The sequence below is a fragment of the Chitinophagales bacterium genome, assembly GCA_017303415.1.
Classification (GTDB): Bacteria; Bacteroidota; Bacteroidia; order Chitinophagales; family Chitinophagaceae; genus SpSt-398.
On sequence record JAFLBJ010000001.1, the window covers coordinates 600,971 to 620,597 of the forward strand.

The 19,627-nt window shown below is 44.3% G+C and carries 19 protein-coding genes; 14 read left to right on the forward strand and 5 right to left on the reverse strand.

The features are described 5' to 3' along the window. Positions 1-23 precede the first annotated feature (23 nt). The 4 genes from J0M30_02580 to J0M30_02595 all read right to left on the reverse strand — a co-directional run bounded on the left by J0M30_02580 (position 24) and on the right by J0M30_02595 (position 3,276). Positions 24-716, reverse strand: a complete 693-nt coding sequence (locus J0M30_02580; protein ID MBN8666361.1) for a PorT family protein — start codon at positions 714-716, stop codon at positions 24-26. 113 nt (positions 717-829) lie between these two features. Further along, positions 830-1,066, reverse strand: a complete 237-nt coding sequence (locus tag J0M30_02585; protein ID MBN8666362.1) for a 4a-hydroxytetrahydrobiopterin dehydratase — start codon at positions 1,064-1,066, stop codon at positions 830-832. Between the two features lie 119 nt (positions 1,067-1,185). After that, positions 1,186-1,620: an IPExxxVDY family protein gene (locus J0M30_02590; GenBank protein MBN8666363.1), complete on the reverse strand. Its 435-nt coding sequence runs from the start codon at positions 1,618-1,620 to the stop codon at positions 1,186-1,188. A gap of 9 nt (positions 1,621-1,629) precedes the next feature. Continuing rightward, entirely contained in the window at positions 1,630-3,276 is a 1,647-nt protein-coding gene (locus tag J0M30_02595; protein ID MBN8666364.1) for a M20/M25/M40 family metallo-hydrolase, read from the reverse strand. Between the two features lie 253 nt (positions 3,277-3,529). Between J0M30_02595 and feoB the strand changes: the two genes are divergently transcribed. Next, on the forward strand, positions 3,530-5,644 hold the full coding sequence (gene feoB, locus J0M30_02600; GenBank protein MBN8666365.1) for a ferrous iron transport protein B: 2,115 nt from the start codon (positions 3,530-3,532) through the stop codon (positions 5,642-5,644). A 120-nt stretch (positions 5,645-5,764) separates the two neighbouring features. Here the strand turns inward: feoB and J0M30_02605 are convergent, their stop codons facing one another. Beyond that, positions 5,765-7,591 (reverse strand): beta-galactosidase, encoded by a 1,827-nt coding sequence (locus tag J0M30_02605; protein MBN8666366.1) that lies wholly within the window; start codon positions 7,589-7,591, stop codon positions 5,765-5,767. A gap of 181 nt (positions 7,592-7,772) precedes the next feature. Between J0M30_02605 and J0M30_02610 the strand changes: the two genes are divergently transcribed. From J0M30_02610 to J0M30_02670, 13 genes are all read left to right on the forward strand, one after another. Continuing rightward, positions 7,773-8,153 carry a nuclear transport factor 2 family protein gene (locus J0M30_02610; GenBank protein ID MBN8666367.1) on the forward strand — a complete coding sequence of 127 codons (381 nt, stop codon included), beginning with the start codon at positions 7,773-7,775 and terminating at the stop codon, positions 8,151-8,153. 317 nt (positions 8,154-8,470) lie between these two features. Continuing rightward, positions 8,471-9,286, forward strand: a complete 816-nt coding sequence (locus tag J0M30_02615; GenBank protein ID MBN8666368.1) for a trypsin-like peptidase domain-containing protein — start codon at positions 8,471-8,473, stop codon at positions 9,284-9,286. A 449-nt stretch (positions 9,287-9,735) separates the two neighbouring features. After that, complete coding sequence (locus tag J0M30_02620) at positions 9,736-10,602, forward strand: nucleoside triphosphate pyrophosphohydrolase family protein (GenBank protein MBN8666369.1); 867 nt, start codon at positions 9,736-9,738, stop codon at positions 10,600-10,602. Next, the gene (locus J0M30_02625) at positions 10,602-11,318 is read left to right on the forward strand and encodes a hypothetical protein (protein MBN8666370.1); all 717 of its coding nucleotides are present in this window, start codon (positions 10,602-10,604) and stop codon (positions 11,316-11,318) included. The genes J0M30_02620 and J0M30_02625 overlap by 1 nt, the downstream gene beginning before the upstream one ends. Positions 11,319-11,324: 6 nt before the next feature. Then, on the forward strand, positions 11,325-12,410 hold the full coding sequence (locus tag J0M30_02630; protein MBN8666371.1) for a DUF4065 domain-containing protein: 1,086 nt from the start codon (positions 11,325-11,327) through the stop codon (positions 12,408-12,410). Positions 12,411-12,801: 391 nt separating this feature from the next. Further along, positions 12,802-13,203: a hypothetical protein gene (locus J0M30_02635; protein ID MBN8666372.1), complete on the forward strand. Its 402-nt coding sequence runs from the start codon at positions 12,802-12,804 to the stop codon at positions 13,201-13,203. Positions 13,204-13,307: 104 nt separating this feature from the next. Continuing rightward, positions 13,308-13,814 carry a DNA-deoxyinosine glycosylase gene (locus J0M30_02640; protein ID MBN8666373.1) on the forward strand — a complete coding sequence of 169 codons (507 nt, stop codon included), beginning with the start codon at positions 13,308-13,310 and terminating at the stop codon, positions 13,812-13,814. A 102-nt stretch (positions 13,815-13,916) separates the two neighbouring features. Then, positions 13,917-14,552, forward strand: coding sequence for a hypothetical protein (locus tag J0M30_02645; GenBank protein ID MBN8666374.1), 636 nt, complete (start codon positions 13,917-13,919; stop codon positions 14,550-14,552). Between the two features lie 159 nt (positions 14,553-14,711). Beyond that, the gene (locus J0M30_02650; GenBank protein MBN8666375.1) at positions 14,712-15,488 is read left to right on the forward strand and encodes an isocitrate lyase/phosphoenolpyruvate mutase family protein; all 777 of its coding nucleotides are present in this window, start codon (positions 14,712-14,714) and stop codon (positions 15,486-15,488) included. Next, positions 15,485-16,528, forward strand: a complete 1,044-nt coding sequence (locus tag J0M30_02655) for a bifunctional transcriptional activator/DNA repair protein Ada (protein MBN8666376.1) — start codon at positions 15,485-15,487, stop codon at positions 16,526-16,528. Before J0M30_02650 ends, J0M30_02655 begins: the two co-directional genes overlap by 4 nt. A 287-nt stretch (positions 16,529-16,815) precedes the next feature. Then, complete coding sequence (locus tag J0M30_02660; GenBank protein ID MBN8666377.1) at positions 16,816-17,235, forward strand: clan AA aspartic protease; 420 nt, start codon at positions 16,816-16,818, stop codon at positions 17,233-17,235. 113 nt (positions 17,236-17,348) lie between these two features. Further along, positions 17,349-18,233, forward strand: a complete 885-nt coding sequence (locus tag J0M30_02665; GenBank protein MBN8666378.1) for a hypothetical protein — start codon at positions 17,349-17,351, stop codon at positions 18,231-18,233. Positions 18,234-18,427: 194 nt separating this feature from the next. Then, positions 18,428-19,624, forward strand: a complete 1,197-nt coding sequence (locus tag J0M30_02670) for a beta-lactamase family protein (GenBank protein MBN8666379.1) — start codon at positions 18,428-18,430, stop codon at positions 19,622-19,624. Positions 19,625-19,627: the final 3 nt, after the last annotated feature.

Genomic DNA, 19,627 nt, shown 5'->3' on the forward strand with positions numbered 1-19,627 from the left:
GCGAGAAACAAAACTCACAGTGATCACAACCTAAACCCTACCACAAAACTCAACACCCTATGCTTATTATTATTGTCATCCCCATTCGTGGTGCCCGACTGGATCTTGGCTAATCCATGCCCATAATTCACAGCAATAAAGGCTCGGTCGGCCTGAAAGCCCACCAATCCATTCAGCCCATAATCCCAACGCTTTAAAATTCCGAAACCGGCGCCTTCTTCACCTGAAGTAGTGGGATCATCATCCGAAAATTCAATATTGTCTTCTCTGCTAAAATCAATACCCACTACAGAGCCTTCGGCTTTACGTTTACCCGCAAATCCCATCGCTACATAGGGACCTGCGCCAAAAAAGAAGGAGGAATTCGGTCCTTCTAAGGGTACACGAAAGACCAGATTGGCCGGTATTTCGAGATAAATGGGATTGCTGCTGGCCCGGTAATAATTGGCATCGCCCACATTACCGCTTTGTGTCTTGGAGCCTTTACCCGTAACCAACAGACCGGGTTGTAAAGAAATGTATTTACTTAACTGAATATCTCCCACAAATCCCACCTGGAAGGAGCCCAGTGTGTTGGCATCATCAATACCTCCGTCATCCGTGATGGATACATTCGCGAGATTCAAACCGCCTTTTATATAAATATCTGACTGAGCGGTGACAATTAGTGTACTCATTACCGTGAGCAGTACTAATAAGGTGCATTTTTTCTTCATGGCTGTTTTTTCTTTGTTTAAGACAAAGACTTTGCCACAGTTCCCTGGTTTAACAAGTTTATAAATTAAAAAAACGAACCCTATGTAAAACGCATAAAATGAATAAATAAAATTTATTTCTTGAAAAGTAAATCTATCCGCTTTGCCAGCTCCTGATCCTTTTCGGTAACAATATCCCCGGCATCATGTGTACTGAGCCATATTTCCACAGTATTCCACACATTCTTCCATTCGGGGTGATGTTCCATTTTTTCCGCTTCAATCGCCACGCGTGTCATAAAGGCAAAGGCTTCGCTAAAGTCAGCGAACTGGAAGCGGCGGTAGAGTTTGTTGTTTTCGTTTTTCCACATGGGGAGAAGCTTTTGGCTTTTAGCTGTTAGCTATTAGCTTGTTTATAATAATACGAAGTTACAATAGGTCTGATTCGAAAAAATGAAAAGGCTAAAAGCCAATAGCCAAAAGCTAATAGCTAGAACACCATGTGCTCCTTATTCCGAATTTTCTCCTGCGTCAGTTCCGTCACCAGTTGAACCCCGCTGATCGAGCGGATATCGTTGACGACCTGTGCGAGGTAGGGATCGCTGACCACATCGCCCTTCATCAGCCACAGAAAGTCGAGGTTACGAAATTCGGGTAAGAGGTATTCCCCGTCAAATTGATTGTTGTAGATATAATGCTCGAGTGAACCCGTTGGTTCGCGGAATTCGTAAACAGAGAAGAAATAGTTTCTTTTTTTCTTAGTGAGTTGTATCTCAATATCGGTATTGATGCGGAAGTCCAGCCCCAGCAGGCCATTGAGTTGCCAGGCAAATTGATAATCCTTCATGGGGCACATGATGCCGAGAAGGCGTGTGCCATCGAAGAATTCTTCGGAGAGGTCTTTGTTATCGAGTGTGAACTTCATTGTGTTTTACTAAAACTGCACCTCAACTTCACCGCTCGTATCCCCACGCTTATACTTCACTGTCGTCTTATCACCTTTTTTAAACTTGCCCAACGCCTGCATATACCCTTCCACAGAAGACACACTATGTGGCCCGATGGCAGTAATGATATCGCCCGCCTTTAACCCTGCTTTTTGCGCAGCCTTGCCATCGCTGATCCCATCCAGGCGCATACCCGCACCGGTATAGGTATAATCAGGCATAACACCCAGCGATACGGAGAAGCGTGCCGAGGTAGTGGTTTGTGTTTCGCGGGTTTTAGTAAAGGCCAGTTTGGATTTCTCGGCATTTACTCCATTGATGATGCTTTGGATATACTGAATGATCCGCATTTCACCGATATAGTTCACTTTGTCGGCATCATCCGAAGGACGGTGATAATCGGTATGCAATCCGGTGAAGAAGAACAGCACCGGAATATCCTTACGGTAAAAAGAGGTATGGTCACTCGGACCGGTACCACTTGAGTCTGTTTTTATAACAAAATATGATTTGGTACCCGGGTTCACCAGCTTGCCCCATACCGGTGAAGTACCATACCCACCCACAGTCAGCGCCTTGGTGCTATCGTTCAGCCGGCCCACCATGTCCATATTGATCATGTAGTTCACCGATTTGAGATCGATGGTTGGGTTTTCGGTATAATATTTTGAACCATTCAATCCCAGCTCTTCGGCCGAGAAAGCGATAAAGAGGTAATTGCTTGTTTTGGATTTGGTGGCTTTTAATAAACGCGCCAGTTCCAGCATGGCTGCTGTACCGCTCGCATTGTCATCCGCGCCATTGTGGATCAGTTTCTCGCTGGTGCGGAGCATCGAGTTGCCATCTTCGCCATAACCCAGGTGATCAAAGTGGGCACCAAGTACCACGGTATTCGCCGCGCCATTGTCAATATAACCCACTACATTATGTCCTGTGCGGTATTTCTTCCCGATCTCCACTTTCATTTTCAGGTCGATCGAGGCCGAGGCATCCTTCAGGTATTGAGTGGCTGTGGCCTTGGTTATGTAAACAATGGGAATGGGTGCTAATTCACTCCGGTCTTTCGCGTTAAACACCAGGTTATCCTCTTTACCCGCTATATTATATAAGATCATAGCGGTAGCGCCCATCTTTTTATAATCCACGGCCATATCCCGCAAAAAGGTAACCAGGTCAAAATGCGGATTCTCTTCATTGTCTTCCAGGATATCGGCCACATTGACAAACCAGGGGGTGTTTTCTTCCTTCAGACTGATGGCCGGAAAGGCTTCCACGCTGCCGTTGGCGGAAAAAGCCAAGGGGTAAAAGTCTTTGCCTGCTTTCAGGTCATGGCCATTTAAGATCAGGTGTGTGGCGGGATCGATGGTTTTACCATCATATATTTCAAAAGGCTGAAAATAACCTTCGGTTCCTTTGGGTTGGATACCTATTTTTTGAAACTGGCCGGAGATATAGTCCATGGCCTTTTTTTCTCCTTCGGTACCTGCGCGTCGGCCTTCGAGTTTATCATCGGCGAGAAAACCAATATGGGATTGCAGGTTGGCAACGATCTGTTTTTCGGCTTTTTTGAGCTTTTGGGAAAAGGAAAAAAGAGAAATAGCCACAAAACCGAGGGTCAGAAGGAGTTGTTTCATGAAAAGTGGGGATTTTATTTTGCGAAGGTAGAGGTTTTGGGGTTAAGGGGATTACTGGGTGGTTTCACGCGGCGCACGCAAAGAGGCAATGGGCGCTGCGGCTGTACAAAGGTCGAAATAAGGAGGGCCGCCGCGTCCGCCAAATTCTCTGCGAGCGCCGCGAGAAACAAAAAAATCTCCACAATTCGGGATAACTGAAATTCCTTAATCCGTAACCCTCTCTCCCTCCATAATTCTATTTTTGCAGGTTAATATGGCAGGCTCCCATATACATATCGGCCTGGTCGGCAACCCCAACAGCGGAAAATCCTCGCTGTTCAACTGCCTCACGGGCCTCAACCAGAAGGTCGGCAATTTTCCCGGGGTCACCGTTGAGATGAAGATCGGTGTAGGCTCCCTTTCAGGTCAAATGCAAGCTGAATTCCTCGACCTTCCCGGTTCCTATAGCCTTTACCCCAAACGCGGCGATGAATGGGTCACCTATAATGTCCTGTTAAATGACGACCATCCCGAGCGACCAGATATCCTCGTGGTGATCGTAGATGCCTCGAGTCTCAAACGTAACCTCCTTTTTGCCTCGCAGATCATTGACCTCAAAACCCCTGTGGTGATCGCACTTACCATGATGGACCTGGCGCGGAAAAAAGGGATCATTGTGGATGTGCCGGGATTGGAACGTGAACTGGGTGTGCCGGTTATTCCCATCAACCCGAGAAAGAACAAAGGAATACCCGAACTAAAGAAAGTACTGGAGCAAACGGCCAATGAAATGTACAAAGCACCGGCCCGTGATTTTGTACCCGGCGCCAAATGGGGAGGCGGTACGGTAGAGGCCATCCGCGAAAAAATGCCCGAGCTGAGTGAGTACAAGGCCCTTCACCTGGCCATCAACCAGGGGGAGATCGATATAGTTGATTCAAAAAAACAACTTGTAGAAGAATCGATTCGTTCGATCCCTTTTAATAAAACCAAGGCACAGGCCGATGAGATCATGGACCGGTATGCCCGGATCAAGACCATCATGCAGAATACCGTGGTAGAACCCGATCCGCTGCAGAAAAACCTGTTTACCGATAAACTGGATAACCTGCTGCTTCACCGCCGCTGGGGATATATCATTCTCCTCGCAGTATTGTTCCTGTTGTTTCAAAGTGTGTTTTGGTTGGCCGCCTGGCCCATGGACTGGATCGAAGCGGGTTTTGCCGCAGTGGGCTCGGGATTAGGCAATGTATTGCCTGAAACCTGGTGGAGTGATCTGTTGATCAATGGCGTGGTCGCAGGATTAAGTGGGATACTTGTCTTTGTACCCCAGATCATGATCCTGTTTGGATTGATCACCCTTCTGGAAGACTCCGGCTATATGGCCCGTATCAGTTTTCTTACCGATCGTCTCATGCGGAGTGTGGGGTTGAATGGGAAAAGCGTAATGCCCATGATCTCGGGTTTTGCATGTGCGGTACCCGCCATCATGAGCGCCCGGAGTATTGAGAATAAAAAAGAACGCTTACTTACGATATTGGTCACCCCCCTGATGAGTTGCTCCGCACGATTGCCGGTGTACACCATTCTCATTGGGTTGGTCATTCCCTCCAAACTGGTATTGGGATTTATGAGTCTGCATGGATTGGTCATGATGGGGTTATACTTGTTAGGGCTCTTCCTCGCCCTCATCGTATCCTGGGTGGCCAAGTGGTTTATTCATATCAATGAAAAAAGCTTTTTCATTCTTGAGTTGCCCACCTATCGTTCTCCCCGGTGGAAGAATGTCGTGCAGACGATGATCAACAAGGCCAAAGTATTTGTGTTTGATGCCGGAAAGATCATCATGATCATCAGCCTGATCTTGTGGTTTTTGAGTTCCTATGGTCCCAGCAAGGGGATGAACCAGGTAGAAGAAAATTATGCGGCGCGTCTCGCCCAGCCCGGGGCTGACTCTTCCGTACTGGAACGTGAATACAATTCGGATAAGCTGGCGCATTCCTACGCCGGTATCCTGGGCAAAGGCATTGAGCCCGTCATCAAGCCATTGGGATATGATTGGAAAATTGGTATCGCGTTGATCACCTCCTTTGCCGCCCGCGAAGTATTTGTGGGGACCATGGCCACGTTGTATAGTGTGGAAGATGACAGCGACCGCACCTTGCGCGAAAAGATGAAAGCGGCCAGACGTCCCGATGGCACGGAGGTCTATTCCCTCGCAACCGGTATATCCCTAATGATCTTTTATGTCTTTGCCATGCAGTGTATGAGTACACTCGCGGTGGTGAAGCGCGAGACAAAAAGTTGGAAATGGCCGGTGATACAGTTGGTGTATATGACGGCGCTGGCCTATGTAATGGCGTGGGTGGGGTATCTTATTTTCTCCTGATTTTTGGGGTTTCTCGCGGCGGACGCTAAGATTAAGGCGAGCGCAGCGGCATACCTTTTATCGAATTAAGTACAGCCGTAGCGCCCGTTAAATTCTTAGCGTCCGCCGCGAGAAACCAAACTAATCAAATAACTTACTATTCATTTCCTTAATCTTCTCCACCCCCATCTTCACCACCTTTCTATCATACGTCATCAACCCATTGATCTCTACCTCCACATCTGTAGTCTGGGTATAAATAGCCGCCGATAAACCCAGCGGGATAAGCGTCGATATCTCATCGATCATTTGTCCATACCGCTTTGTCAGCTCCTCCGCATTTTTAAAGCTCTGATAGCCCCAGTTATCTTTTTCCTGCCAGGTATGTCCCTCCAGCGGCAGGCCCAGTCCTCCGTATTCACCCAGCACCAGTACCTGTGTGCTTCCAAAGATTTCCGCATCCGGCATTACCGGGTCGGGGTAATTGTGCAGGTCAAGAATATGTCCCGCGCCATTGAAATAGTTACCCCCGCTGGCTGCATTCACGAGTCGGGTAGGATCCAATTCGGCGGTCCAGTCAGCAATCGCTTTGGTATCAAACTGTCCCCAGGCTTCATTAAAAGGCACCCATACCACGATACAGGGAAAGTTTTGGAGTGAATGGATGATGTTTTCCCATTCCTTCTTATAAATAGCGGTGGAGGCTTCGCTTCGTTTTTTATCCAGTGGTTGCGCGGTTACGGTGGCCGGACGTGTCATCCAGATATTTCCACCCATATCTCCGCTGGGCATATCCTGCCATACCAGCATTCCCAGTTTATCCGCGTGGTAGTACCAGCGGGCCGGTTCTACCTTTACATGTTTGCGGATCATGTTAAAGCCCATCGCTTTTGTCTGTTCGATATCGTAAGCCAGCGCCTTATCCGTGGGCGCGGTGTATAAACCATCCGGCCACCAACCCTGATCCAAGGGACCAAATTGAAAAAGGATCTTATTGTTCAGCGCCATGCGTTGCACGCCGTTAGCGTCTTTTATCATGGAGATCTTGCGCATCGCGAAGTAGGAACCTACTTCATCCACCGGTTTGCCTTTTCTAAACAATTGCACTTTCAGGTCATACAGGAAAGGGTTTTCCGGTGACCAGGCTTTTGCATCCGGGACCAGGATCGTAAACTCATCGCCCGATTTATTTCCCGAACCAATGATCTTTTGCTCGTACCAGGCAGATACCAGCACTTCATCACCCGGTTGCAGATCTTGCACATTTACTTTTACTTTCAATTCTTCCTTATCCAGGTTGGGCGTAATATCCAGCGAGGCGATATAGGAGGTGGGTACATTTTCCAGCCATACCGTTTGCCAGATACCCGTGACCGGGGTGTACCAGATGCTGTGTGGTCTTTTTACCTGTTTGCCCCGTGGTTGCGGGCCGTCGTCTGAGGGGTCCCATACTTTTACGGCGATTTCCTGACGCGTGCCTTTCACCAGAGCTCCCGAGATATCAAAACTAAATGGATCATAGCCCCCTTCGTGGCTACCCAGTTTTTGCCCGTTTACATAGACCTCTGCACGCCAGTCAACCGCCCCAAAATGCAGCAGCCATTTGCCTTTTCGTTTGGCCGGCACTTCGATCCAGGTTTTATACCAGAGTACATTGTCCTGGCCCACCAATTCGCCCACGCCGCTCAGCGACGATTCGATCGCAAAGGGCACCAGGATCTTACCGTCCATTTGGGTTGGTATCCCATCTGGTGCGGAGGCGGGAACGATCGCAAAGTCCCAGAGTCCGTTCAGGTTTGTCCAGTTATCCCGCTTCATCTGCGGGCGCGGGTATTCGTTCAGGGGTTTTTGCGGGTTAAGATCGGCCACCCATTCCGTGAGCAGGCGCTGCGAGGCTGGTTTCCAGTCAGATTGTGCGGCGGCTATCATGCTGGCTAAAAGACCAAGCGTGGTAAATATTTTTCTCATATGTAAAGCATTCGGGCAAAGGTTAAAAAGGAATCCTCAATCTGCAAAAATGTATTCCTTCGTGCCCTTCGTGGCTCCTTTGTGTCCTTCGTGTCCTCCTACGCCGGACTTGCGTAGGAGGACACGAAGGACACAAAGGGGGCACGAAGGACACAAAGCACAAAACCCTTAACTTCATAAAATGCGATTTTTATTTCTACTCTTAATATCTGGAACCCTCTACGCCCAGGACCCAGTAGCCCCCGTTCAGGCACAACTCGATGCCTATAACAAACGCGATATTGAAGCCTTTCTCAAACCCTATTCCGATTCTGTGGCCGTGTATTTCTTTCCCAACCGTTTACTCTACAAAGGCAAGGAGACCATGCGCAAAGAGTACGCCGACATGTTCACCAACACCCCCGATCTCCACTGCACTCTCAAAAGCCGCATGATCCTCGGCAACACCATCATCGACGAAGAATCCGTCATCTTCAACAAAAACAGTCCGCCCCTGCATGCCGCTGCTATCTACAAAGTCGAAAAGGGCCTGATCGTGGCTGTGTACTTTGTTGGCGAATAAGTGTTTTTACTTAGCCGAGCTAAAATCATACTTGATTTTTTTTGTGGAATAAGAAAGATGAATATCTTTCTGGGGAACCTTATCCATTGTCCTGCCTAACCGAGAGATCCCGCCTTATTGTTGTTGGCTAAAGAGTGTAGCGCTTTTTCCTTTTTGAAATAATCGTGTACTTAAGTATTTGTGCGTGCGAGAGGGTGTGTAATAAATTACATTAATCTATATAGCAAATCATTGAGTATAAATCAAATATGTTAAGGTAAAATGGGTATTGCGTCACTGCACGCGTTATAGGCGATTAAACTGACACACTCTACGAAATGAAAATACATGAAGACAATTTCTCGTATTCTGTCCTTCTTTCCATTGATCAAGGAAAATCCAAGGGTTCAGGTTTCCGGCTAAAATACAAAGGCTTCAATTTCTTGGTTTCCGCAAAGCATGTATTCTACGACGAGAATGATAAACTTTATGGTGACACATTAATTTTGACATGTCAATCGTCACCCTTAGGAAACGGGACACTTACGCTTGAAGTTGACTTAACAAAAGCTAAAATATTTAAATCTTTAACTTCAGATGTTTGTATAATCTTGTTGGGTAAAAACCAACATCTTTCTACCCCAACGGGACACTTGAAGCATGAGACAGGTGACCATAAGCGTCCAGCAAAACTTGATTTAAATGAAGCAGTACGTTTAATCGAGCAATCGGCTAAACATGTAACATCATTAGATATTGAAGCAACTAGGAAACTCAATGAGATTAGAATTGCCAATGAAGTTTATTTGATGGGATATCCAACATCTCTGGGATTGACCCACAGTAAATATTTTGACGTTACAAAGCCTTTGATAAGAAAAGGAATCATTTCTGGTGTAAATCTAAAAGAAGAAACTTTCATTATTGATTGTCCTTCTTATCAAGGCAATTCCGGTGGACCAGTTATAGAGCAAGGTGAGGACGATTACTTTAGAGTTGTGGGACTAGTATCGCAGTATATTCCCTATGAAACAACATGGTATAACAATCGAGAAAGGATTAAAAATGTAGAAGTTGCAAACTCTGGTTTTTCTGTTTGTGTTCCTATTGACAAAATAGTTGAACTAATTGACCAACATATTAACAGCCTATAACATTGGTATTGCCAATTTTGGGGCTTGACATTGAAGTAATGAGCAGCAATAATTCTGCGGTGCTGTAGTGCGGGGCACGACGAATAAAGCCCAGCTTTAGTTCTTAAAATTTAACTTTATAAAAAAGCCAGGCAGCGGTTCCGTGCGGACGAATATAAAATTCCCCACCATCGGCAATTCCTGCCCGTTGTATGTCACCCTAAACAACATCCTACTTAAATTCAAACTAACATGACTTTGCCACTCAACCCCACGCAATTTTTAGCACATTGCAAGGCACACAAAGCCAGAATACGGAAGCCAACCTTGCAAAGAGCTAAAAATTCCAACACATGGCCCATCCACCCCGGCTGACGGAATTCTTATTAGCATCTAATCAACACATCGGCAAATAACATTAGTGAACAGACAAATTTGTATTTTACAAAATGTCATTTAAACTTTAAAATATGGAATTCAACGAATATCAAGAGTTAGCCAAAGGCACAGACCAAAGGAAAAATAATAGCGACGAATTAAACCGATTGATACCCCTATTGGGAATGATTGGCGAAATGGGTTCGGTTGCAAGTGAACATAAAAAACGTCTACGTGATGGGCAGTCCTACACAACCTTCAATGAGAAATTTAAAAAAGAATTAGGTGATGTACTTTGGTACATTTCTACTCTTGCGGGAGACATGGGAATAAATTTAGATGATGTTGCGAGGGCAAATCTTTCATGGACAGAGGAGCGTTGGGATCACTTAAATAATTTTCTTCCAGACAAGCTTTACGACGAAGATTTTCCAGAAAATGAGAAACTACCAAGAGAATTCACAGTTGAATTTAAAGAAGGAACAACCGGAAAAATAGGAATGTTTATTGACGGAAAACCGTTGGGTAATGAGTTAGATGATAATGCTCATGAGGCAGACGGGTACAGATTTCATGATGTATTTCATTTCTCTTACATGGCTACATTTGGTTGGTCTCCCGTTATTAGAAAGCTCTTAGGAAAGAAAAGAAAATCAAAACCCGAAATTGATAATGTGGAAGACGGTGCAAGAGCACAGATTATTGAAGAAGCAGTTTCTGCAATGGTGTATGAACATGCAAAAGACCACAATTTCTATAAAGACATTACAGTAATTGATTTTGATATTCTCAATACAATTAAAGGAATGGTTCGAAATTTTGAAACAAAGAATATTTCCAGCTCACTTTGGGAAAAGGCAATAATTGATGGTTATGCGGTTTATAGAGAATTAAAAGCAAAGAATGGCGGAAAAATTTATTTAAACCTTAAAACCAGAACTATAAAATTTCTCTCTTAATGGCACATCTTATACAATCAAATAATTGTTTAACTGCATGGAGGGATGTCTGCCAGCACATTCTTCAAAATGGAGATGGATTTAACCTACTTGTAGAAATTCAGAATCCACTTGCTTTTACCAATGTTCAATTGACTGAAATTACAAATTCAGGTGTAATTACATCTTCGCAATTAAACGATGTAATTAATACCATTTTTCCTTATAAGTTCTATTTACGGTCTGCAAATTTGAGTAACACTCAATTTTATGATAAACATGAACAAATCTATCTACGAGGAAAAGGTTTACACAGAAAGAACCGTAGCAGATGGGGAAACTATTTTTTAAGGTTTACAAAGTTTGGCGTAAATCAATTAAATCAATTACAGCCAATCATTGACGGAATAAATACAAGAACAAATGACCAAAAGGCTTGCTACATCATGCATGTGTCGTCTATTGATGCAGATAATAACACAAGAGTAATCGGAAACCCTTGTTTGCAGTATGTACAGTTCGGATTTTACAATAATGCCCTTCATTTATCAGCTGTGTATCGTAATCATGACTTTCTCACTAAAGCATTAGGCAATTACATTGGTCTGGCGAGACTTCTTGAGTTTGTTTGTAATAAAACCAATAAGGCAATGGGAAGTATCACTGTTCAATCCTTGCATTATGAGTTAAAAAGGCGACCTTTGGTGGCAGGTTTTTTAAATAATCTGACTTGGTAATAATATATGGAAATATCTCTTTTTAATGTAAATGAATTTGACCTTTTATGTGAAAGGGTTCAAAAGTGTGTGAAATGCTCTCGGATGTGTGACAGTTTACGTGTTTTGAATAGGTCTGCTGGCTCACTTAATGCAGATATTATGTTTATCGGTGAAGCCCCCGGTAGGTTAGGTGCAGATAATAGCGGAATTCCTTTTCACGGCGATAAATCAGGACATAACTTTGAAGAGCTTCTAGAATTTGCAAGACTTGACCGTTCACGAATTTTTGTCACAAATGCTGTCTTATGTAATCCCAAAGACGAACAAGGCAATAATTCTACTCCTACAAAAATTGAAATTCAAAATTGTGCTGACCATCTTGCAGAGCAAATTAAAATTATTAATCCTAAAGTTGTAGTTACATTAGGTGCAACTGCTCTGGAAAGTACACGATTTACTTCGCCACACAATTTAATTTTGAAGGACGCTGTTAGAACTGCTAATGATTGGTACAACAGAATTTTAATACCTCTTTATCACCCTGGACAAAGAGCAATGATGCACAGAAGCTTTGCCAACCAAAGAAGCGATTATCAATTTGTGGCAGAACAATTGAAGCGTTTAAATAAGAAGCCTACCTCAACAAAAACGCAAAAGGCAAACTCGGATATCATGCCAATTGTAAAAGAGATATTAATGAATGTGAGCAGCATAGACTATTTCAAACTTCATAAACTCTATTACCTTGTTGAATATAATTATTTCAAAGAGTATAATGAGAGATTAACTAATGCTTATATTGTAAGACAGAAAGATGGGCCTTATTGCACTGACTTGCATATACAGAAACTAAAAAAGGGAATGCCCGAGTTAGAAATTAGACAACGAAACGGGAATTTATATGTTGGCTTTTCAAAAAACTTGTTCAGCAGTTATCAGCATTTAAATGGAACGACAGGCGAAGTAATTAAAAGTGTGATAACAAAATACGGCAACCTTTCAAATGAGGAGATAAAAACTAAAGTGTATTTAACTACTCCTATGCGTAACTTCTTACGTTTAGAAAAACAGGAACACATGAACTTATACAATGTTCCAATATCATTTTAATTGGTAAAGACCAACGCCCCAGGTCAGGCACATTTGCAAGGCACACAATGCCAATACACAAAAGCCAACCTTGCAAAAGAGCCTGCCTTGTTCCAAAGCTTCCGGGACATACCCTGCCACGGTGGACACAGACTTTCAATTCAAATCACCAAGACGAAGGGCGAACATACAACAGGGAGTTTGCTGCTATGCCGGCAGACAAATATACTCTCTGCTTCATATCGATAACAGCCTATATCCGGCTGACGGAATTCTATCAGCTTTTGTTGTTATCTTCATCATCAGTTTTTCAATCAGCATCTGCTTCGGGCTGGACATTATATATTACCAGCACAGCAGCAAGCTCTGACCGTATGCCATTTGTGAGACATTTAACTATCAAGAACTCATTATGAATAGAAGACCTCCATTTTATCTGCTTGTTTCACTCAGTTCCCTTTTTTTGACATTTCCTTTTATAGGGTGTCTCGATTTAGCTGGTTCCTGCGAAACGGAAGTCTGGCGGCGTATCCCTAATCCTGACAATAATGTTCAAGCTATAAATACAATTACAGATTGTGGTGCAACAACATCACCCTCATATGCCGTTAGAATAATTGAAACCTCAGATACAATAGCTAAAGGAGATCGGGAAAATACAATATTTGTCAGTAATAAAAGGATTGACATTAAATGGGTATCAAAGGACACCTTATTGATTACAGGGGCAGATACTACTAATGGCTTCACTATGAAACATTCTCTTAAGCTTAAAAAGTCAAACACGGAAATTAAGATTCTTTATAACAAATAACAGCTTTCAACATTGGGTTTGCCGCTAACGTTTAACCAACCTTGCCACGATTTAACAATTTAAACAGCTTTTTTCCTGTAGCCTTTTTTTCCTATATTTTATAGATGTTGACAAATTCTAAAAATAACCCCATTAAAAAAACCTCCTTCCCCCCAATTTCAAACGAAAACACACGCATCCTGATTTTAGGATCCTTGCCAGGTGACAAATCCCTCGAACTCGGCGAATATTACGGCCATCCCAGAAACCGGTTTTGGAAGATCCTGTCAACTATTACAAACAAGGAGATGCCGGTTACCTATGCGGAGAAAAAGGAGTTTCTGCTTAAGTCCGGGATCGGCGTTTGGGACGTCGCGCACAAAGCCACCCGAAACGGGAGTATGGACAGTGCTATGAAAGATGAAGAACCCAATGACCTGGAGGCGTTTATCGCCAATCATAAAAACCTAACCGCCATCGGCTTTAATGGGAAGAAGGCTGAATTACTTTTCAATAAATTCTTCAAGAGACAAAGTGGTTTGAGGTACATTTCGCTTCCAAGTTCCAGTCCGGCAAATGCGGGTATTAATTTTGAGGATATTTGCGCTGCTTGGAAATTGATGCTAGTCTAATAGCCACCAGAAAACCTAAAATATTTTCCTTACTTTACACCTATTCCGCCCCTAACCCGCACCCTCAGCCTAAATTCCTGCCCGTTCCCACAACCCTTGTCCATGGCTAAAAATATTCCTCGCACGCTTGGTATCAACCTACTTTACCCTGCTTTCCTGGGCACTTTTCTCTATTCGGTAATTGCCGGATTTTTTCAGCCTGCCTTTTATAAACCATTGCTAAGCTCATTTGAAACCGCTCCGCTGTTGGCCTTTCTGAAGATCATTCTCCTGCTGGTAACACTAACATTTTATCTCTGTGATTTTATTAACTCCTCCTTGTTTCCAGAGGATAAGTATGGCCCGCGAAGCCTGGCGCTGGATATCATTTCCATCCTTAGTCTGGTCATGGCCTTTCAAGCCCTTCACCTGGAAAGGGGGGTCGATAGTCCGGATGGCGCTTATATCTCTATTCCCCTTTTTTGCGGATCCATGTTCGTTTTCATGATAAGTTATATTGTCAGGTATTGGGTAAAGAAGGGAAAAATGTTGGCTGACGAAAAGACCTGGTATAAAAAGCTGGCAGAGGTTGAAGGGCTTTATGCCGGCGGATACCTTATTATTGGTGTATTCTCCTACTTCAGTGGAGAGACGAGGTGGTTCTATACCGCAATTCTTTCTTTGGCAATTGCCAATATAATTTTAGTGGGTTATTATATATGGGTCATAAAAGAAAATCATTTGGTTAAGGCCGGTTAAAACACCCCATTGTCTTCCGCCTTTCGAATTTAGTACCGCCGCCGCGTCCGTCATTTCCTCCGCGCCCGCCGCGAGAAATACCCCCCAAAAAATACTTGTCCATTTTTCGGTTGTTTGCCCCCGCCCCCAAAAACTATATTTGCTTTCAAAGGATAATCAATGAACGCCTACCAGCATTTTAAAGCCCTGCACGCGGGTCCAACGCCGCTGCTGATCGGAAATGTATGGAATGTGCAGAGCGCCCGGGTTTTTGAGCGACTGGACTTCAAAGCCCTCGCCACCTCGAGCGCGGCCATGGCCCATGCCCTGGGTTTTGAGGACGGGGAACAAATGCCCTTTGACAGCCTGCTGTACGGCGTGGAACAAATTCGAAAACACATAAGACTCCCCCTGTCGGTTGACCTGGAACGGGGCTATGGACAAACCGCCGGGGAAATTGCCGGGAACATGATCGCCCTGGCAAAACTGGGCGTGGTAGGCATCAATATTGAGGACAGCCTGCTGGTGAATGGGAAACGAACGCTCAAAGAACCCGGGCTGTTTGCTGAACTAATACAAGAACTAAAAGCGATCCTGGCAAGCCAGGGCGTGGACTTGTTCTTCAATGTTCGTTGCGATGCCTTTCTGGTAAATGGGCCGGATGCCCTTCAGCAAGGATTGGAACGGATAAAGATCTATGAATCCGCGGGCGCTGATGGCCTGTTTTTCCCGGGCCTGGTTGACGAAAAAGGGATCGGCGCGATTGTATTGGAAGCAACCCTGCCGGTAAATGTGATGTGCCGGCCGGGACTGCCAAATTTTGGTACGCTGGAAAAACTGGGGGTGAAAAGAATCAGTATGGGGGATTTCCTGAATGAATATGTATACGCCTCCATGGAGCATATGACAAAAAGTATTTTAACCGAACAATCATTTAGCAGCTTATTTTCCGCATGAAACTCACTGAAGAAATAATGTACCGGGCCATCATGGAAAAGGACAGCTCCTTTGAAGGCCTGTTCTATACAGCCGTGAAAACAACGGGCATCTTTTGCCGACCCTCCTGTACAGCCCGCAAACCGAAGCTGGAGAATGTGGAATTTCTAAAGACAACAAAAGAATGTATGCTCAAGGGCTACCGGGCCTGTAAGGTATGTAACCCCTTGCAGTCATTAAACCATACACCCGCCGGATACCGGGAGATCATGGATGCGCTCGCGGCAAACCCGGGTATAAAATTCAAGGACCAAGACCTGAAACAAAAAGGAATTGAGCCGAGCCAGATACGAAGATGGTTCTTGAAAAACCATGGCATCACCTTTCAGGCCTATCAACGCATGCTGCGCATAAACTCGGCCTTCAAGAAGATCCAAACAGGCGAAAAGATCACGCATACCGCCTTTGATGCAGGGTTTGAGTCACTGAGCGGCTTTGGCGAATCATTCAAGAACATATTTGGCGTTTCGCCCAAACAGGGGAAACAACAAAACATCATTGACCTGAAACGGATCGAAACACCCCTGGGTACCATGCTTGCCTGTGCCACCGGCGAGGGTGTTTGCCTGCTCGAGTTTACCGACAGAAAAATGCTGGAAACACAATTAAAGTCGGTTGCCAGGCGGTTAAACGCAACAATCATACAGGGCAACAATCCGCATTTTGATTTACTGGAAACGCAGTTATCGGAATACTTTTCAGGCAGCCGAAAAACGTTTTCTGTCCCGCTACACACGCCTGGCTCTGACTTTCAAAACAGGGTTTGGGCCGCCTTGCAATTGATCCCCTATGGCCAGACAAGATCCTATAAGGAACAGGCGATTTCCATCGGAAGTCCGGAAAGCGTAAGGGCCGTGGCCAACGCGAATGGCATGAACCGGATTTCTATTATAATTCCCTGCCATCGGGTCATTGGCTCCGATGGGCAACTGACGGGATATGGTGGGGGGCTTTGGAGGAAGAGGTATTTACTGGATCTGGAGGTGAAATCGAATAGTTAGTGGTTTCTCGCGGCGCACGCAGAGAAGATGGCGGACGCTGCGGCTGAACTAACGTCGAATATCAGAGAGCCGCTGCGATCGCTGCTTACTTGGCGTGCGCTGCGAGAAACACAATTCCCGAGTTTGAAACCTCGTCATTTCATCATTAGTGATAGTATCAAATGATATTATCAGGTTGCTCTTTAGATTCGGCTTTTCTACGCCGCAATAAACCCCACAATCCATCGCATAAACCGGGTTTCTCAACCCAACCCATTCGATTAGTTTTACGCCACAATAACCAACGAATGGGACTCGTATACGCCGAAATAGAACTGATCAATGGTGATGACCTCGCCCTGGAAAGAAGAAGACTTATAGACCGGGATGCCATAAAGCGGATCACCGTTCCGGCCCTGGTGGACACGGGGGCCATCATGCTTTGCATCAATGAAAACATCCAGGAGCAATTGCAATTACCTATCGTGGAAACACGAAAGGCGCAAATGGCAAATGGCCATATTGTTGAATTTAATGTGGTGGCGAATGTTGAGCTGCGTTTCAAAAACCGGGAAACAACCTGCCGGGCCTTGGTACTTCCGGGAGATGCAGAGCCGTTGCTGGGCAGTATACCTCTGGAGGATATGGACGTGCTGATCCATCCACAGCGACAGGAATTGGTGGTCAACCCCGACCATCCTTATTTTGCTCAAATGAAACTGAAGTGAAGATGGTTCTGTAGATTCAAAGCAAACAGTAAGGGAAATACAATCTCACAGAATAAAATGAGCCCAAGCTTATGTAAAAAACCAACACGGATCATCCTGGCTAAAAACCGGACATGCTAAAGCCTCCACTAGCCTCCATTCTGATAATCCTTCTAACGCTTTGTGCATTAAAGCCCCTTGCCAGTCCGCAGGTTCCAGACTACATCATCTACAAGGGCGACACGATGGCTACCTATACTTTAATGCTTGAGCAATACTTCCAACTGCAGGAAAAACCGGATCATGGAAGCTTGTTTGGTCTTAGTTTCCGGGAAGGATCTTCGTTTAGTTGCTGGCGAGGATACCAGGCCATATATAAAATTGAGAATGACAGCCTTTTTCTGGTTGATATTATTGGGTGTGGTGCACGTAGTAGCGGTAAGATTAACAAGCTTGCCTCCGTTGAAAAACTGAAAACCCTCTTTAAGGATAAATTCCTGAATGAGCGCGTCTTCATGTATTGGGTTTCAAATGATATCAAATTTCCGTTGACCAACAAAGTACTGCGTTGGGATGGTGTGTTTTATGTGATTTATGAGCGTGAAAAGGTCATTAGCATTTCTAATGGAATCATTCTAAAAACAGAGGATGTTCAAAACTATATTAACGACCCAAACAGAATTAACCGCCGGGACAAAAGCAAAATATCAGACCTGCTTTTCAAAAAACTAAAAAAAGCGAAATGGAAAAACGGTTATGATTATGATTGTTCTGAAAAATACATGATAACAATTGACGAAAATGGCAGTGTTTCAAAAGTGAGAATGCTACTCTCGGCGGAGGAAATCAAAGAATCCTATGATAAGAACGAATATGAATATTGCATCAACAATATATTAAATGCACTTAAGTCGGTGAAATTTGATATCATCAAAGACATGGGAAAGCCGATCGCAGAGGAAATTTACATTGAAATTTGGGTTGAGGATAATGGCAAACTTGAAAACTGGACGCATTGATTTTAACTTCTCGCCGCACGAAATCCTTTATAGCGTAAATCCCCAATCCGCTGATTTCCATAGAAAATCTACTGAAATGCCGCAAGCACGCCGCTAAAATGCCCGTAAATAGGCGGCGCCATAACCATACATTTGTACAAGCATGGAAATACAGTATTCTGCCCTTTAATCATTCCATTCCTTAAACCCAAGACATGAAAAAAGCATTTTCGTTTTTGCCCATTCTATTATTCGCTTATACCGGCCTGTTCGCCCAAAATAAGCCGGTAATAACCCTGGATGGCCGGAAGATCACCGAAGAACAAATCGACAAAACAGTTACTCGTTTAATGGAAGCGGCGAATGTTCAAGGGCTGGGCCTGGCCGTTCTCAACAATAAAGAGACGGTTTTTATAAAATCCTACGGATATAAAAACAAACCTAAAAATGAATGGCTGGATACGGCCTCCATTATGTACGGCGCTTCTTTTAGCAAGGCTGTTTTTGGCTATTTGACCCTGAAACTAGTGCAGGAAAAAATCCTGGACCTGGACAAACCGCTCTATCAATACTTAAGCAAGCCCATCGGAGAATACGAGTACTTTTCTGACTTAAAAACCGATGATCGCTGGAAATTAATCACGGCCCGAATGTGTTTAAGCCATACAACCGGGTTGCCCAACATTCGCTGGTTTCATCCAACAACCGGCGTGGAAGATTCGCTTGGGATTATGAGAATATACTTCGAACCAGGTTCGAAATACGCCTATTCAGGTGAAGGGTTCAAGTTATTGCAATTGGTGGAAGAAGAAATCACCAAAAAGCCCATTGATGAACTGGCAGTCGAATACATTTTTAAGCCCTTTAACATGACCCGGACCGGTTATGTATGGCACCCTTCTTTTGGTGATGAAAATGTGGCGGTTGGTCATATGACGAACGGCGCTATAGATATAAAAAGGAAACGTACAGAAGCAGTAGCCGGAGGCTCGCTGGTAACAACCATTGCTGATTATGCCAGATTCGTAGAGCATATCATGAAAGGGAAAGGCTTGACAAAAAAATTGTTCAAGGAAATGATTAGCCCTCAGATAAAGATCCATTCCCTCACTCAATTTCCCCCTTTAACAACCGAAACCACGACCGAGAATGACGCTATTCATCTTTCTTATGGCCTGGGTTGGGGACTATTAGACTGCCCAAATGGAAAAGCCTTTTTTAAGGAAGGCAATGGCGGTGCCTGGAGAAATTACAATATTAATTTTATTGACAAAGGCGTTTCCATTATTCTCTTAATCAATAGCGAAAATGGGGAATCCATTTTTCAGGAACTCGTGGAAACCCTGGTTGGTCAAACATGCATCCCGTGGAAGTGGCATGGCTATATTCCATATAATAGTTCTGAAAAGTAGGTG